This is a genomic window from Bacillus sp. FSL K6-0993 (assembly GCF_037977205.1).
Classification (GTDB): Bacteria; Bacillota; Bacilli; order Bacillales; family Bacillaceae; genus Bacillus; species Bacillus subtilis.
Genome location: NZ_CP150275.1, coordinates 3,300,796 through 3,315,793, shown reverse-complemented (window position 1 = coordinate 3,315,793; position 14,998 = coordinate 3,300,796). Strand labels below are relative to the sequence as shown.

The following is a 14,998-nucleotide window of genomic DNA, read 5'->3' as shown; positions in this document are numbered from 1 at the left end:
AGTACGTGACATTTGGTAAAATAGAGCGTATCGCAAAAGGTGGACAGTTTTTCCTTAGAGAGAGGAGGTTCTGGCATGCCAAAAGGGTCAGGAAAAGTATTATCTCAAAATAAGAAAGCCAACCACGATTATTTTATAGAAGAAACCTATGAAACAGGCATCGTTCTGCAAGGAACAGAAATCAAATCGATTCGCGCCGGCCGCGTAAACCTTAAGGATTCCTTCGCCAAAATCGAACGGGGAGAAGTGTTTCTCCACAATATGCACGTCAGCCCATATGAGCAGGGAAACCGCTATAACCACGATCCGCTACGGACAAGAAAGCTGTTAATGCACCGCAAGGAGATTAATAAGCTGATCGGGTTAACAAAGGAAAAAGGCTATTCTCTCGTTCCGCTGAAGCTGTATTTAAAAAATGGCTTTGCCAAAGTGCTTCTCGGCCTTGGAAAAGGGAAGAAAAACTATGACAAACGGGAAGACCTGAAGCGCAAGGACGCGAAGCGGGAAATCGAAAGAGCGTTCAGAGACAGTCAAAAAGGCTTCTAAAGGCATAGTGCTTGATTCGAAAATCAGGCCTGTGCTATACTGTGTTCACGATCAGATCACGACGCCATTCATTTGAAGGATTTGACAATTGAAAAGAGCCGTGATCATGTTATAATAAGACTATAGCCAGTTTGAGTGAGAGCTTGATATTTTCTCCCGTATTTCCCTTATACCAAGGGGACGTTACGGATTCGACAGGGATGGATCGAGCTTGAGCTGCGAGCCGAGAGGCGATCTCGTAAACACGCACTTAAATATAACTGGCAAAACTAACAGTTTTAACCAAAACGTAGCATTAGCTGCCTAATAAGCGCAGCGAGCTCTTCCTGACATTGCCTATGTGTCTGTGAAGAGCACATCCAAGTAGGCTACGCTTGCGTTCCCGTCTGAGAACGTAAGAAGAGATGAACAGACTAGCTCTCGGAAGGCCCGCCCGCAGGCAAGAAGATGAGTGAAACCATAAATATGCAGGCTACGCTCGTAGACGCTTAAGTAATCGATGTTTCTGGACGTGGGTTCGACTCCCACCGTCTCCATACATACTGACAATAAAGCAGAACCTCTTAAGAGGTTCTGCTTTATTTTTTCTCCAAACCACAGGTACCAAAAAGTGCGTACTTCCATTTCAATCCCAGCTGTTTCATACTGATTGCAGAGCAGATGTTTCAGATTTCTGTCAATAAATAAGAGGAATCAAAAACGGAGGGATGAATAATGAAGCTGAATTTACAAGGAAAAACCGCACTGGTGACCGGTTCGACATCAGGGATCGGAAAAGCTATTGCCTCTTCGTTAGCTGAAGAAGGTGCGGCAGTGATCATTAATGGACGGCGGGAAGAGAAAGTGAATCAGACGATAGATGAACTGAAAACACAGCATGCTGAAGCGGTTCTTTATCCAGCTGCATTTGATTTGGGAACAGAAGAAGGCTGTAATGAGCTGTTTCAGGCATTTCCGCACGTTGATATTTTGGTCAACAATTTAGGGATTTTTGAACCGGCGGAGTACTTTGATATTCCCGATGATGAATGGTTTCGTTTTTTTGAAGTGAATATTATGAGCGGTGTAAGGCTGACACGCAGGTATTTGCATAACATGATAGAGAAAAAAGAAGGGCGTGTGATTTTCATTGCCAGTGAAGCGGCGATTATGCCGTCACAGGAAATGGCGCATTACAGTGCGACAAAAACGATGCAGTTGTCCATTTCCCGCAGTTTGGCGGAGCTGGCAACCGGCACGAATGTCACAGTCAACACCGTCATGCCGGGCTCTACCTTAACAGAGGGTGTGGAAACCATGCTGAACTCGCTGTATCCTGGTGAAGGCCTGACTGTTCAAGAAGCTGAGGCACGTTTTATGAAAGAAAACCGGCCGACATCTATTATTCAAAGACTGATCCGTCCGGAAGAAATCGCCCACTTCGTTACATTTTTAAGCAGCCCGCTTTCCTCTGCGATCAATGGCGCGGCACTTCGGGCGGACGGCGGTTTGGTCCGCAGTGTCTTTTAAACCTCTCCCAATAGGAGAGGTTTTTTATATATTGTTGATTTCCATAAATTTCTTCCGTATAATATTGGTACTGAAATAGTTTTATTGGTACCGAAAGCGGGGGATTAATGTGGAAAAAAGAATTATGGCGGAAACCATCCGGCTGATCAAGCAGAAAGGATTTTCATTAACGATGAATGATTTGGCGGCAGCGCTGGGAACGAGCAAGCGGACGCTCTATGCATATTATTCATCTAAAGATCAGCTTGTTGAGGCGGTTGTCGAACAATTTATAGCTGAAATGAAGCAAATAGAAAGAGACATCTATGAAAATGAAAGTTTAAATGTGCTCCAAAAGGTGAAAAAAATGCTGATCAGCCTTCCGCAGGGGATGGAACTGCTGAACATGGGATTATTAAATGAACTAAAGAAATACCATTACGATGCGTGGCTTACATTAGACGCGTTTATTAAGGAAGAATGGGCGATTGTCCTGGCATTATTAAACGAGTGCAAACAGCAAAAGAGAATCAGAAACATCAATCCGGACCTGTTTGTTCACATGTATATAGGGAGCATCAACCAAGTGTATGACCCTGAATATCCGCTGAAACATCAGTTCACGACAGGAGAGGTTCTTGAATCAATTGTAGATGTTTTGTTTAACGGTATAACAGCTGATGAGGAGGCTGATGCGACGTGAATTGGGTGTTTCTATGCTTGGCGATTTTGTTTGAAGTTGCGGGAACGGTCAGCATGAAGCTATCGTCCGGTTTTACAAAGCTTATTCCCAGTTTGCTGTTGATTTTCTTTTATGGAGGGAGTCTTTTCTTTCTGACGCTTACGCTTAAATCCATTGATGTATCAGTTGCTTATGCTGTATGGTCAGGGATGGGAATTGTCCTGATTACAGTCGTTGGTTTTTTGTTTTTTCAAGAACATGTTAGTGTCATGAAAGTCATTTCAATTGGATTGATTATTGCCGGTGTTGTGTCTTTAAACCTGATCGAGCATGCTAGGGTGTCTGAGCCGGTACATAAAAGCGGGCCGTACAAATGAGATATATGAAGCTGTTTTTTCTCGTGACTGATATCGGTTTTATCTTGTACTGGCTGTCAGCCGGGTTTTCGCTCATACCGGAAAACTGGGCTTTTAAACATCATGACCATCCGTTTATGATCGCTTGGAACTGGTCTTTTTTTCCGCTGGATATCCTGATTTCTGTCACAGGTTTGTACAGCTTGTACTTACAGCGGGTGAATCGTGCTGATTGGAAGCTGATGGCGCTGATTTCTCTTGTGCTGACCTGTTGTTCAGGTCTGCAGGCGCTATCATTCTGGACATTCAGCAGGGACTTTGATCTTGTGTGGTGGCTGTTTAATGGGTATCTATTGATTTATCCTTTATTTTTTATTCACCTGCTCTTGAAGGAAGGCAGAAGGACAAAACAGTCCTGACAGGTGCCGCTTTTATGATAATAAACTGATGTAATGAAGCAGAGACGGTATAAGTCTCTGTTTTTTTATCGGGCGCACCAATTGAGAAGCTAACCGCGTTTTTGGGCATACTAAAGCGAAGAAACGGGAAAAGTTCTACACATTCATTGAAAAGGATTTTGTCAAATGAACAAAACTGCTGCGAACAATCAAAGAATCATGCCTATTGTGAAGGATGCCTTTCGCATTCATGCAAATCCATTTCCTTGGAAAAAGGCTATCGGATCAGGTTTCGCTTCAGGGGTTCCTGTGCTGGTCGGTGCATTGGCAGGTCACACGGATTACGGATTAATTGCAAGTATCGGAGGCTTTGTTTATTTATATGCGGGCGGTGAATCGTACAAAAAGCGCGCCTTGAAGCTGCTCTTGGTTTCTATTGGGATCGCCCTCTCATTTGGTTTAGGGACGCTTTTGTCCGGGATGCTTTGGATGATGGCGGCTGTTTTGGGGCTGATCGGTGCAGCGGCGATGTTTATTTTTAGCGCTCTCGGCATTCAAGGCCCTGCGCCGATGTTTTTTGTCCTTGCCTTTTTAGTCAGTTCCGGGCTGCCGGCCGATCCTTCACAAGCGCTGTTCAGAGCGGGACTGACGTTTCTCGGCGGCATTTTCGCCATGGGTATCGCTTTAATCGGCTGGTTATGGAACAAACATGGACCGGAGGGAGCGGTGCTGCAAAAAACATATCATCAGCTGGCTGCATGTCTTTCAGCCGTCGGAACGCCAGGTTTTCATAACGCACAGCATCAGACCGTGCTCATGCTTAGAACAGCCCGCCAAACGGTTCTTGGGAAAGGGAACAGACGGAAAAAATCGCGGCATGATGAACGGTTTTTCCGCCTCCTTGAAAAAGCTGACGACATATTCATTGCCATTATTCATTTTTCAGCTGAAACGCCGGACAGAGAGACTGTGCAGATTGAAAAGGCACTTCGCCAAACCGGAGATATGCTTGCGCATGCACGGGTTTCCGGTACGTTTCAGATTAATGAGAACGAATCTGAGCCTAGGCGGAAGCTGTTTGAAGAAATCAATGAGGTTTTGCATATCGCTTCAGGACGTTTTGATAAGCAGCTTGACGGGGAGCCGAGCCGCCTGCCATCCTCTTTTTACTTTTTGAGAAATGCTTTTGACTGGAAGTCTCCAGTTTTGATTAGAGCGTTAAAGTACGGAATTGTTCTGTTTGCCGCCGATATGTTTGCCCTCGCATTCGGCTTTGCACGTTCCTATTGGATTCCGCTTTCGGCAGCAGCGGTCATGCTTGGCACTACTGTGGTTTTTACGCTTCACAGGGCTATTCAGCGTTCGGCCGGAACGGTGATAGGTGTTATGCTGGCAGGCGCAATCTTGTTTTTTAAGCCGGGCGGTGTTTATATTGCGTTATGTATTGCAGCGCTGCAATGTCTTCTTGAGATGCTGATCGTCCGCAATTATGCGCTGGCTGTTCCCTTTTTAACCGCAAATGCGCTTGTTATCACAGAAAGTATGCATGGCGGCGCGGGTGCCGGTTATTTTATGATAGCGAGGCTGACTGATGTAGCTGTCGGCAGCGTGATCGGGTTGTTGGGAACAATGCTTTTGTGGCGGCGGTTTTCAACCAAGCGGCTGCCTGAACTTGTGCGGAATGTCATCCGGTTGGAAGGGCAGTTTATGGAGAAACTGTTAACCGGGCAGAATGCCGACGAACACAAGTTAAGGGTGAGTCTTGTCAGGCTTCGGGATGCGTATGACAAGGCGCTTGGAGAGTTTCCTCATGCGAATGCGGATGCGCTCTGGCCTGCCATTTCGGGTGCTCAGCACTTAGGGTACTATTTGCTCTCGGCGCAAGCTCACCGCCGTCCGCCTGCTCCGTTTTCTGATGAAGAGATCAACCAGCTGCGGGCGTTTTTTGAACTGGCTGAGCAATCCTTTATCATGAAAAGGCTGCCTGCGGATATTCAAGTGCCGCATGTCCCTCATTATCCTCGAATCAGTAAAGAACTGTCCGCGCTGTATTCCGGCTTGAGAACAGCTTTTGAAAAGTAAGCTGTTTGGAAAGTTAAATAATCTCTAATTCGAGATGTTTTACTTGAAAGTAAATTTCTTTGTCTCTATAATAAAGTCTAAGAGAGACAGAATAATCATTATGCATCTGTATGATAATAATTGATGTGTGATTTTTAAAAACGAAAGGGCTGGTAAAAATGGCAAAAGTATTATATATCACTGCTCATCCGCATGACGAAGCAACTTCGTACAGTATGGCAACAGGTAAAGCATTTATCGAATCTTACAAAGAAGCGAATCCAAATGATGAAGTTGTACATATCGATTTGTACAAAGAAAACATCCCGCACATTGACGCAGATGTATTTAGCGGATGGGGAAAGCTTCAGTCAGGTACAGGCTTTGAAGAGCTTTCTGAAAGCGAAAAAGCGAAAGTAGGCCGTTTGGGAGAGCTTAGCGATCAATTTGCATCAGCTGATAAGTACGTATTTGTTACTCCTTTATGGAACTTCTCATTCCCGCCAGTGATGAAAGCGTATCTCGATTCTGTTGCTGTTGCAGGAAAATCATTCAAATACACAGAACAAGGTCCTGTCGGCTTGTTAACTGATAAAAAAGCAATTCATATCCAAGCGCGCGGCGGCTACTATTCAGAAGGCCCTGCGGCTGAGATGGAAATGGGGCACCGCTACATCGGCATCATGATGAACTTCTTCGGCGTACCATCATTCGATGGCATTTTCGTAGAGGGACATAATGCGGAGCCCGATAAAGCACAGCAAATCAAAGAAGACGCGATTGCGCGTGCGAAAGAAGCAGGAAAAACATTCTAATGAAAAAGCCTCCCTTATTTGGGGAGGCTTTAGTTTATTGCTCCAGCATAATGGTTCGTTTCTCTTTACTGCTTTTCATTGCGGCTTCAATGATGCGGATGACATCAATACCTTCCTCAGCAGTGACTGGCAGCGCAGCACCTTCTCGTATGCTTTCCGCTATTTTACGGTAATAGGTAAGGTAGGAGCCATTTACTGATGGGATCGTTTCTGTTTTTTTGTCGGAGCCATGAATGGTTGTAAGCTGTCCGTAAAACTTCGGATCATCCGCACCCCAGCTGTCATCCTCTGGTTTTCTTCCCGCTCTGAGTGCGTCTTCCTGTCCATCAATTCCGTATTTAATAAAGCTGGAATCTTTTCCATGGATTTGATAACGAGGTCCGTTTGCCGGAACGATTGATCCTCCGTATAGAATGGCTTGAAGCTTGCCATAATCCAGGGTTAAATGAAAATAGTCAACCGTTTCGGCATTTTCCCGCTGAGCCATCACGTTTGCAGTCACGGCTTTAGGCATCCCAAATAAATGCAGGGTTTGGTCTATGATGTGGGAGCCGAGATCATATAGCGTACCAGTGGCAGTGCCTTCTTTTTCCCGCCACCGCGCTTGAATTTCAGGTCTGTAGCGGTCATAGGATACTTGATATGTATTGATATCTTCAAGGGATCCCTCAGAGATCAGCTTTTTAATCGTTAAAAAATCGTTATCCCAGCGTCGGTTATGATATACGCTTAATAATACGCCTTTTTCATCGGCAGCCCTTTTTAATGTTTCCCCCTCTTCGGCCGTTGCTGTCATTGGTTTTTCCATCACAACATGTTTTCCGGCCTGTATGCATGCCATAGCATGCTCATAATGAAGGCCGCTCGGGGTGGTGACAATGACAAGCTCAATGGCAGGGTCATTTGTGATTTCCTCAAGCTCATGTACAACCTCAGCATCTGGAAAGTCCCGTTTCACTTCTTCTGTCCGTGATGTCATGATTTTGCTGATTTGATATTCATCCAGAACATCCAGCAGCGGCCCGTGAAAAACAGAACCGGACAATCCGTATCCTAATATCCCAACCTTTATTGTATCCACTTTTCTTCTCCCCTTTAAAAGCGTTTTCATCAGAAGTATATACCCTCCTGATCAAATGGTAAAACCAAACTGATTCATTTTTTGCGTCGGCATGCTTAGACAACCGTTTGGACAATCAGTATAATGGGAATTAATATCATTAAACAGAGGTGTACGCATGGAAAAGCATAACGAACATAAAACATTAAACCATAAAAGCTCGAAAGAAAAAGATCAGATTACAAACCGGCTTAAGCGGATTGAGGGCCAGGTCAGAGGCATTCAAAACATGGTGGAAAACGACAGATATTGTGTAGATATTCTTGTGCAAATTTCAGCTGTTCAGGCGGCAATGAAAAATGTGGCGCTTCATTTGCTTGAGGATCATGCCCATCATTGTGTAACAGATGCCATCAAAAGCGGAGACGGGGAACAGGCCATTTCTGAGCTTTTGGACGTATTTAAAAAGTTCACAAAATCATAAAGCGTTTTTTTATTGTAATACCCTACGGGGGTATGGTAGGATGAAAATAGAAAGAATAAACAGGAGGAATTGATATGGAACAAAAAACATTGCAAGTTGAAGGAATGTCTTGTCAGCACTGCGTCAAAGCAGTAGAAACAAGCGTAGGAGAACTGGACGGCGTCAGTGCCGTTCATGTCAATCTGGAAGCGGGTAAAGTCGATGTTTCGTTTGATGCTGACAAAGTATCAGTCAAAGATATTGCGGATGCGATAGAAGATCAGGGCTATGATGTAGCCAAGTGATTCAAGGTATCGCGCCTTTAGGGAGGCGCGATATTTCTTTCATTTTTATATACCCCCCAGGTGTATATAAAGGAGTGAGTATGTTGAGTGAACAAAAGGAAATCGCGATGCAGGTCTCTGGTATGACCTGTGCGGCATGTGCTGCCAGAATTGAAAAAGGCCTGAAGCGGATGCCCGGTGTCACGGATGCAAATGTTAATCTGGCAACGGAAACATCAAATGTAATCTACGATCCTGCTGAAACAGGGACTGCAGCGATTCAAGAAAAAATAGAGAAGCTGGGCTATCACGTCGTTACAGAAAAAGCTGAATTCGATATTGAAGGCATGACCTGTGCAGCTTGCGCCAATCGGATTGAAAAGCGGCTTAACAAAATAGAAGGCGTCGCAAACGCTCCAGTAAACTTCGCTTTAGAAACAGTTACGGTCGAATACAATCCAAAAGAAGCGTCTGTCGGCGATTTGAAAGAAGCGGTAGATAAGCTTGGATATAAGCTAAAGTTGAAGGGTGAACAGGACAGTGAGGCTGCTGCTACTAAAAAGAAAGAAGAACGGAAGCAAACGGCGAGACTGATTTTTTCAGCTGTCCTGTCATTTCCATTGCTTTGGGCGATGGTGAGCCATTTTACATTTACATCATTCATTTGGGTACCGGATATATTTCTCAATCCGTGGATGCAATTTGCGCTGGCGACACCAGTCCAGTTTCTGATCGGCTGGCCGTTTTATGTGGGTGCGTATAAGGCGCTCAGAAATAAAAGCGCCAATATGGATGTATTGGTCGCCCTCGGTACGACGGCTGCTTACGCTTATAGTCTTTATCTTACTTTTCAAAGCCTTGGCTCTCACGGGCATACAGACGGCCTTTACTATGAAACAAGCGCGATTTTGCTGACGCTGATTTTATTAGGCAAGTTGTTTGAAACAAAAGCAAAAGGCCGTTCCTCGGATGCGATTAAAAAGCTGATGAAGCTTCAAGCGAAAACAGCGACTGTTGTAAGAGACGGACAGGAGCAAATCATCCCGATCGACGAAGTGCTTGTTAATGACATTGTTTACGTCAAACCAGGCGAACGAATTCCTGTCGACGGAGAAGTGGTTGAAGGCCGCTCAGCGGTTGACGAATCGATGATTACAGGAGAAAGTCTTCCTGTTGACAAAAATCCTGGTGACAGCGTGACAGGTTCAACCGTTAACGCAAACGGTTTCCTGAAAATTAAAGCTGTCAACGTCGGAAAGGATACTGCGCTTTCTCATATCATCAAAATTGTTGAGGAAGCACAAGGGTCAAAAGCGCCGATCCAGCGTCTCGCTGACCAGATTTCAGGCATTTTTGTGCCAATTGTATTGGGGATTGCCGTTCTCACTTTTCTCATTTGGTACCTTTGGGCGGCTCCTGGCGATTTTGCTGATGCGATCAGCAAGTTCATTGCGGTTCTTGTCATTGCCTGTCCTTGCGCCCTCGGTCTTGCCACTCCGACGAGCATAATGGCTGGATCTGGACGCGCTGCTGAATTCGGGATTTTATTTAAAGGCGGCGAGCATTTAGAAAAAACACATCGTCTCGATACCATTGTTCTTGATAAAACCGGAACCGTGACAAACGGGAAGCCGCGTCTGACGGATGCCATTCCATTCGGCCGTTTTGAAGAAACAGATTTGCTTCAATTTGCAGCGGCAGCCGAAACGGGATCAGAGCATCCGCTTGGCGAAGCGATTATTGCTGGCGTGAAAGATAAAGGGCTTGAGATACCGAAGCTTACCCGCTTTGAAGCAAAAGTCGGCGCAGGCATTTTGGCTGAAGCCGGAGGAAAAAGCATTCTCGTCGGCACAAGAAAATTAATGGAGAGCGAACAGGTCGAGCATGGGGCTCTTCTCGCCAAAATGGAAGGGCTAGAGGCAGAAGGGAAAACAGTTATGCTTGTATCCATTGATGGAGAAGCAGCTGGGCTAGTAGCGGTTGCAGATACGATTAAGGACACGTCGCGGAAGGCTGTTGCCCGTCTGAAAGAGTTGGGCCTTGATGTCATCATGATGACAGGAGACAATCGCAGAACCGCAGAAGCCATCGCGAAGGAAGCGGGAATTGCGAATATCATTGCGGAAGTTCTTCCTGAACAAAAGGCGGCGGAAATCGCCCGCTTGCAAAAGGAAGGCCGCCAGACGGCAATGGTAGGCGACGGAATTAACGATGCGCCGGCGCTTGCCACAGCTGACATCGGCATGGCGATTGGAACTGGCACGGACATTGCCATGGAAACAGCAGACATTACACTTATTCGCGGCGATCTAAACAGCATTGCCGACGCAATCCGCATGAGCAGATTGACAATGAAAAACATTAAACAAAATTTATTCTGGGCGCTTGGCTATAACAGCCTCGGCATCCCAGTCGCAGCACTTGGATTTTTAGCACCGTGGATAGCAGGAGCAGCAATGGCATTCAGCTCCGTCTCCGTTGTTCTGAATGCTCTTCGTCTTCAGAAAGTAAAATAAAAAACCGGCCATATGCCGGTTTTTGTTTTTTATTGACACTTTCTTGGAAAACAACATATAATAGGTATAACTTATATATGAGTATATGCTCATATATATTAAAATGAATGCAATACTCATTGATACGCTTTGAAGAGGGAACCCTAAATCGGAAGGTAAGGTGAGACTAGTGAAACAGGAATACGTTCTGGACGGTTTGGATTGCAGCAATTGTGCCCAAAAAATCGAAAATGGAGTCAAAGGCATAAAAGGCATTGACGGATGCGCGGTAAATTTTGCGGCAAGCACCTTAACTGTCTCAGCCGATGGGAAAGAAGAGCAATGGGTTACGAACAAAGTAGAGAAAAAAGTGAAATCAATTGATCCGCATGTAACGGTTCGCCAAAAGCATATAAAGAAATCAGCTGGTGATGGCTATCGTAATCGAATGGTCAATATGCTGATCAGAATGGCGGCGGCTGTCATTCTCGGCGCAGCGGCATATTTGGTTCATTCGGGAACCATTGAATTTTTCCTTTTCCTCGGTGCTTATTTGATTATCGGCGGTGATATTATGATCCGCGCAGTCAAAAACATCATCCGCGGTCAGGTGTTTGATGAGCATTTCTTAATGGCTCTTGCCACAATCGGCGCCTTTCTGATTCAGCAATACCCTGAGGGGGTCGCCGTTATGCTGTTTTATCAAATCGGTGAGCTTTTTCAAGGAGCCGCGGTCAGCCGTTCCAGAAAATCAATTAGTGCGTTAATGGACATACGGCCTGATTACGCCAATCTCAAAACAAAGAACGGCATCGAACAGGTTTCCCCGGAGGACGTTCAGACAGGAGACATCATTGTGGTTAATCCGGGAGAAAGCATACCCCTGGACGGTAAAGTCGTGCAAGGGTCAGCGATGGTTGATACATCTGCTTTAACAGGTGAGTCCGTTCCGAGAAAAGCTGCGGAAGGACAAGATGTAATGTCAGGCTTTATCAATCAAAACGGCGTTCTGCATATTGAAGTCACAAAGGGCTATCAGGAATCAGCAGTATCAAAAATATTAGACTTGGTTCAGAATGCGAGCAGCCGTAAAGCCCGGACAGAAAACTTTATCACGAAGTTTGCCAAGTATTATACACCTGCTGTGGTGATCATTGCGGTATTGCTGGCCTTTGTTCCGCCGCTTGTTCTTTCTGGCGCCGCGCTTTCTGATTGGGTGTACCGCGCGCTTATCTTTTTAGTGATTTCTTGTCCTTGTGCGCTTGTTGTCTCTATTCCGCTCGGTTTCTTCGGCGGAATCGGAGCGGCCTCAAAGGCCGGAGTGCTTGTAAAGGGAAGCAATTATTTAGAAGCCTTGAATCAAGTCAAATTTGCGGTGTTTGATAAAACGGGAACACTAACAAAAGGCAGCTTTGAAGTGACGGAAATCAAACCCGCGGAAGGTTTTACAAAGGATAGATTACTTGAAGCGGCGGCATACGCTGAGCTTCATTCACAGCATCCGATTGCTGAATCTGTGCGTAAAGCTTACGGGAAAATGCTTTCCTCCGATGAGATAGAGTCATACGAAGAAATCTCCGGCCACGGCATTTTTGCAAAGGTAAATGGAACTGAGATCCTTGCTGGGAATAAAAAGCTCATGGAAAGAGAACAAATTGAGGATGTCCCGGATGAAAATGCTGGAACAATCGTACACGTTGCTGTTGATCAACGCTATGCCGGAGCAATCATCATAGCGGATGAAGTAAAGGAAGACGCAGCACAGGCGGTTGCTGATCTGAAGTCGCTTGGGATCAAACAGACAGCTATGCTGACGGGTGATTCGAAACAAACGGGAGAAGCCGTCGGAAAACAGCTTGGGATTGGTGAGGTATATGCAGAGCTGCTGCCGCAAGATAAAGTCGCGCAGGTCGAAGCATTAGAATCTAAGCTTTTGCCTAGTGAAAAACTCATTTTTGTCGGTGACGGCATCAATGATACGCCGGTGCTTGCACGCGCAGATATAGGGGTTGCGATGGGAGGCCTTGGCTCAGACGCCGCGGTAGAAGCCGCAGACATCGTGCTGATGACAGATCAGCCGTCAAAAATAGCAGAAGCGATTCGGATTGCGAAACGGACACGGCGAATCGTGTGGCAAAACATCGGCTTTGCTTTAGGTGTGAAAGCGATCTTTCTCATTCTTGGAGCATTTGGAATTGCAACCATGTGGGAAGCGGTTTTCTCAGATGTCGGTGTTACACTGCTCGCTGTGGCAAACGCGATGCGCGTCATGCGTCTCGAAAACAGATAAATTGTCGGAGAGAATTCATTTTTTCGGGGTTTTCTTATAGGCGCTTGTCTTGTTAAAATAAAGAAGTGGGTCAATTGCGATCCGCTTCTTTTTTAATTTTAAAACGATGAGGTGTCGGAGTGAAAAAGAAACAGCAGTCTTCTGCGAAATTCGCGGTCATCCTTACGGTTGTGGTTGTTGTATTGCTAGCAGCCATTGTCATCATTAATAACAAAACGGAACAAGGCAATGATGCGGTTTCCGGACAGCCGTCTATCAAAGGGCAGCCTGTGCTTGGCAAGGACGATGCACCGGTAACTGTAGTAGAATTCGGAGATTACAAATGTCCGTCTTGCAAGGTGTTTAACAGTGACATCTTTCCAAAAATACAAAAAGACTTTATTGATAAGGGCGATGTGAAATTTTCTTTCGTGAACGTCATGTTCCATGGAAAAGGTTCAAGATTAGCGGCTCTTGCATCTGAAGAAGTATGGAAGGAAGACCCTGACTCTTTCTGGGATTTCCATGAAAAGCTGTTCGAAAAACAGCCGGATACGGAACAGGAATGGGTAACCCCAGGCCTCCTCGGTGATCTTGCAAAAAGCACCACAAAGATAAAACCTGAGACACTCAAGGAAAATCTTGATAAGGAAACATTCGCTTCTCAAGTGGAAAAGGATTCTGACCTTAATCAAAAAATGAACATACAGGCAACACCGACGATTTACGTCAATGATAAAGTGATCAAAAATTTTGCGGATTATGATGAAATTAAAGAGACAATAGAAAAAGAGCTGAAAGGGAAGTAACGATATGAAAAATAGAATCGTATTTTTATATGCTTCCTGGGTTGTAGCTCTTATCGCTATGCTGGGCAGCCTGTATTTCAGTGAAATCAGAAAGTTTATTCCATGTGAACTGTGCTGGTACCAGCGTATTCTCATGTATCCGCTCGTCCTGATTTTAGGCATCGCCACCTTTCAAGGGGACACACGAGTGAAAAAATATGTGCTCCCGATGGCGATTATAGGGGCATTCATTTCGACCATGCATTACTTAGAGCAAAAAGTGCCCGGCTTTAGCGGCATTAAGCCGTGTGTAAGCGGCGTGCCGTGCTCGGGCCAATATATTAACTGGTTTGGTTTTATTACGATTCCATTCCTGGCCCTGATTGCTTTTATCCTGATTATCATTTTTATGTGCCTGCTGAAAGGCGAAAAATCTGAATAACAAAAAAAGCGCCCGCGTATGCCGGGCGCTTTTTTAATTTCGCAAACTCATGTCCATCAGCAATAGCCGTATTCCCTCTAAATTTATCTTTTTTTCTCATAAAAATGTTATTGATTTTACCCTTGAGCGATTATAAAATCTAGAGGTCATCAGAAAATTTAACAAACATAAAAGGGAGTCATCAGAATGGCTTGGGAGCTGCTCAGTGTGATTGGCATCATTGCGTTTGCAGTCAGCGGCGCAATTGTTGCGATGGAAGAGGAATATGATATTTTAGGAGTTTATATATTAGGGATTGTCACCGCTTTTGGAGGAGGAGCGATCCGCAACTTGCTGATCGGCGTTCCGGTGTCAGCGCTATGGGAGCAGGGAGCGTACTTTCAAATCGCGCTTTTATCTATTACAATTGTGTTTCTGTTTCCGAAGCTGCTGCTGAAGCATTGGAATAAGTGGGGCAATTTATCAGATGCGATCGGCCTCGCTGCCTTTGCTATCCAAGGCGCACTGTATGCCGTCAAAATGGGCCATCCGCTTAGTGCCGTGATCGTGGCTGCTGTGCTGACGGGAAGCGGGGGCGGAATCATCCGTGACCTTCTTGCCGGGCGCAAACCGCTTGTGCTGAAGGCAGAAATTTATGCAGTCTGGGCGGCTCTCGGCGGTTTAATCGTCGGCTTGGGCTGGCTGGGGAACTCGTTCGGCTTGTACGTTCTGTTTTTCGTGCTCGTCGTTTGCCGGGTTTGTTCCTATATGTTTAATTGGAAGCTGCCAAACCGTTCTTTTCGCTTAGATAATTAATAGCAAAAAAACCGATTTCGATGTGAAATCGGTTTTTTCTGCATATAAATAACCCA

General features: G+C 45.4%; 15 protein-coding genes and 1 other RNA gene. 15 read left to right on the top strand and 1 reads right to left on the bottom strand.

Annotation, left to right across the window (positions count from 1 at the left end; all coding sequences use genetic code 11):
• Window positions 1-75 precede the first annotated feature (75 nt).
• The 8 genes from smpB (at window position 76) to azoRB (ending at window position 6,346) form a co-directional block, all read left to right on the top strand.
• Window positions 76-546 (top strand): SsrA-binding protein, encoded by a 471-nt coding sequence (gene smpB / locus MHH79_RS17280; protein ID WP_003220025.1) that lies wholly within the window; start codon window positions 76-78, stop codon window positions 544-546.
• Window positions 547-722: 176 nt separating this feature from the next.
• Window positions 723-1,085: a transfer-messenger RNA gene (ssrA, locus tag MHH79_RS17275) on the top strand.
• A gap of 175 nt (window positions 1,086-1,260) precedes the next feature.
• Entirely contained in the window at window positions 1,261-2,055 is a 795-nt protein-coding gene (locus MHH79_RS17270) for an SDR family oxidoreductase (RefSeq protein ID WP_063334660.1), read from the top strand.
• A 109-nt stretch (window positions 2,056-2,164) separates the two neighbouring features.
• Entirely contained in the window at window positions 2,165-2,737 is a 573-nt protein-coding gene (locus MHH79_RS17265) for a TetR/AcrR family transcriptional regulator (RefSeq protein ID WP_015384644.1), read from the top strand.
• Window positions 2,734-3,093 (top strand): multidrug efflux SMR transporter, encoded by a 360-nt coding sequence (locus tag MHH79_RS17260; protein ID WP_322839852.1) that lies wholly within the window; start codon window positions 2,734-2,736, stop codon window positions 3,091-3,093. The genes MHH79_RS17265 and MHH79_RS17260 overlap by 4 nt, the downstream gene beginning before the upstream one ends.
• Complete coding sequence (locus MHH79_RS17255) at window positions 3,090-3,491, top strand: YvaD family protein (RefSeq protein ID WP_047183182.1); 402 nt, start codon at window positions 3,090-3,092, stop codon at window positions 3,489-3,491. Before MHH79_RS17260 ends, MHH79_RS17255 begins: the two co-directional genes overlap by 4 nt.
• Before the next feature lie 165 nt (window positions 3,492-3,656).
• Complete coding sequence (locus MHH79_RS17250) at window positions 3,657-5,552, top strand: FUSC family protein (protein ID WP_340034757.1); 1,896 nt, start codon at window positions 3,657-3,659, stop codon at window positions 5,550-5,552.
• A 158-nt stretch (window positions 5,553-5,710) separates the two neighbouring features.
• Window positions 5,711-6,346, top strand: coding sequence for an FMN-dependent NADH-azoreductase AzoRB (gene azoRB / locus MHH79_RS17245; protein ID WP_003243587.1), 636 nt, complete (start codon window positions 5,711-5,713; stop codon window positions 6,344-6,346).
• Between the two features lie 34 nt (window positions 6,347-6,380).
• On the opposite strand, the gene iolW is transcribed toward azoRB, so the two are convergent.
• Complete coding sequence (gene iolW / locus MHH79_RS17240) at window positions 6,381-7,457, bottom strand: scyllo-inositol 2-dehydrogenase (RefSeq protein ID WP_340034756.1); 1,077 nt, start codon at window positions 7,455-7,457, stop codon at window positions 6,381-6,383.
• A gap of 127 nt (window positions 7,458-7,584) precedes the next feature.
• On the opposite strand from iolW, the gene csoR reads away from it, so the two are divergent.
• The 7 genes from csoR to MHH79_RS17205 all read left to right on the top strand — a co-directional run bounded on the left by csoR (window position 7,585) and on the right by MHH79_RS17205 (window position 14,942).
• The gene (gene csoR / locus MHH79_RS17235; protein WP_340034755.1) at window positions 7,585-7,890 is read left to right on the top strand and encodes a copper-sensing transcriptional repressor CsoR; all 306 of its coding nucleotides are present in this window, start codon (window positions 7,585-7,587) and stop codon (window positions 7,888-7,890) included.
• 74 nt (window positions 7,891-7,964) lie between these two features.
• On the top strand, window positions 7,965-8,174 hold the full coding sequence (copZ, locus tag MHH79_RS17230) for a copper chaperone CopZ (RefSeq protein ID WP_003244260.1): 210 nt from the start codon (window positions 7,965-7,967) through the stop codon (window positions 8,172-8,174).
• 83 nt (window positions 8,175-8,257) lie between these two features.
• On the top strand, window positions 8,258-10,669 hold the full coding sequence (gene copA / locus MHH79_RS17225; RefSeq protein WP_340035172.1) for a copper-exporting P-type ATPase CopA: 2,412 nt from the start codon (window positions 8,258-8,260) through the stop codon (window positions 10,667-10,669).
• 160 nt (window positions 10,670-10,829) lie between these two features.
• Window positions 10,830-12,938 (top strand): heavy metal translocating P-type ATPase, encoded by a 2,109-nt coding sequence (locus MHH79_RS17220; RefSeq protein ID WP_340034754.1) that lies wholly within the window; start codon window positions 10,830-10,832, stop codon window positions 12,936-12,938.
• Window positions 12,939-13,057: 119 nt separating this feature from the next.
• Complete coding sequence (gene bdbD / locus MHH79_RS17215) at window positions 13,058-13,726, top strand: disulfide bond formation protein BdbD (RefSeq protein ID WP_003228414.1); 669 nt, start codon at window positions 13,058-13,060, stop codon at window positions 13,724-13,726.
• Between the two features lie 4 nt (window positions 13,727-13,730).
• The gene (locus tag MHH79_RS17210) at window positions 13,731-14,147 is read left to right on the top strand and encodes a disulfide oxidoreductase (RefSeq protein ID WP_015384637.1); all 417 of its coding nucleotides are present in this window, start codon (window positions 13,731-13,733) and stop codon (window positions 14,145-14,147) included.
• A 186-nt stretch (window positions 14,148-14,333) separates the two neighbouring features.
• Window positions 14,334-14,942 (top strand): trimeric intracellular cation channel family protein, encoded by a 609-nt coding sequence (locus MHH79_RS17205; RefSeq protein ID WP_003219999.1) that lies wholly within the window; start codon window positions 14,334-14,336, stop codon window positions 14,940-14,942.
• The last annotated feature ends 56 nt before the right edge of the window (window positions 14,943-14,998 follow it).

Coding starts and splice junctions, on each gene's coding strand:
- smpB (WP_003220025.1), top strand. CDS start 76: ATGCCAAAAGGGTCAGGAAAAGTATTATCTCAAAATAAGAAAGCCAAC.
- MHH79_RS17270 (WP_063334660.1), top strand. CDS start 1,261: ATGAAGCTGAATTTACAAGGAAAAACCGCACTGGTGACCGGTTCGACA.
- MHH79_RS17255 (WP_047183182.1), top strand. CDS start 3,090: ATGAGATATATGAAGCTGTTTTTTCTCGTGACTGATATCGGTTTTATC.
- MHH79_RS17250 (WP_340034757.1), top strand. CDS start 3,657: ATGAACAAAACTGCTGCGAACAATCAAAGAATCATGCCTATTGTGAAG.
- azoRB (WP_003243587.1), top strand. CDS start 5,711: ATGGCAAAAGTATTATATATCACTGCTCATCCGCATGACGAAGCAACT.
- iolW (WP_340034756.1), bottom strand. CDS start 7,457: ATGAAAACGCTTTTAAAGGGGAGAAGAAAAGTGGATACAATAAAGGTT.
- csoR (WP_340034755.1), top strand. CDS start 7,585: ATGGAAAAGCATAACGAACATAAAACATTAAACCATAAAAGCTCGAAA.
- copZ (WP_003244260.1), top strand. CDS start 7,965: ATGGAACAAAAAACATTGCAAGTTGAAGGAATGTCTTGTCAGCACTGC.
- MHH79_RS17210 (WP_015384637.1), top strand. CDS start 13,731: ATGAAAAATAGAATCGTATTTTTATATGCTTCCTGGGTTGTAGCTCTT.
- MHH79_RS17205 (WP_003219999.1), top strand. CDS start 14,334: ATGGCTTGGGAGCTGCTCAGTGTGATTGGCATCATTGCGTTTGCAGTC.